Origin of the sequence: Vibrio sp. OPT46, assembly GCF_015163535.1 — a bacterium.
Taxonomy (GTDB): domain Bacteria; phylum Pseudomonadota; class Gammaproteobacteria; order Enterobacterales; family Vibrionaceae; genus Vibrio; species Vibrio alginolyticus.
Window position 1 is genome coordinate 30,813 of record NZ_JADDYG010000291.1, and the last position, 909, is coordinate 31,721.

At 41.9% G+C, this 909-nt stretch carries 1 protein-coding gene; it reads right to left on the bottom strand.

Annotated elements, in window-relative coordinates:
* Positions 1 to 44: 44 nt before the first annotated feature.
* Positions 45 to 909, bottom strand: an 865-nt coding sequence (locus IQR33_RS13000) for a sensor histidine kinase (RefSeq protein ID WP_265575786.1), incomplete at its 5' end; no start/stop codon positions are given.

Here is a 909-nt window from a genome sequence, read left to right on the forward strand (position 1 = left end):
ATCTTCAACTAAGAGAATATTAACAGGTTTACATTCAGGGGATGTCATGAGGCTTCCTTAACGAGTACGGGGTTATTTTTGGGCCATGAGAAACGGAAAGCACATCCTCCGAGTGGGCTAGAGTCAATAGAATAATGGCATGAGTATAAATCCAGAACTTTCTTAATAATAGAAAGACCTAAACCACTTCCCTCAACAGTGTCTCTCGGTTGTAAGGTATGAAACAATTCAAACACTCTCTCCCTGAATTGTTCTGGGATCCCTGGTCCATCATCTTCAACCACAAACTGATACATGTCTCCGATATCCTCTCCTGAGACATAAATGGTTCCTATTTCCTTGTGGTGATGTTTGACGGCGTTGCTGATTAAATTACGAAGTATTAATTCAAGAGGTGTAGTTAATGTCTCAAACTCTCCGATATGGTTGTGGCAAACCAAAGAGATCTTACGTTGGGGAGAAATCAGTTCTAATGTCTCTTCACAATATTGCTCGAGATTAAATCTCCCTAGCTGGCCAGGCTTACGCCCCACACGAGAGTAAGCGAGTAAATCATCCAACAGTTTTTCCAACCTCTGCACGCGGTTGCTCAGCAAAGACGCATATTGTTCTGTTTGAGGGGTTAAAAACTCCGATAATTCCTCGATTAACCAAGTCACTAGCTGGGAAATACCGCGTAAAGGGGCTTTCAGATCATGAGAGGCGACATAGGCGAACTGATCAAGTTCTCTATTTGCCTCTTGCAATGCTTGATTTCTGACTTGAAGGTCTTTTGTGACCGTTTCTAACTTGTCTGTGCGCAATTGCAAATCTTTGGTCAAATGCTTTGCATACTCATCGACTCGCTCTTTTTCACGAACCAACATGAGAAATAAGATAAATAACAAGACATCCACGATAATACCGAAG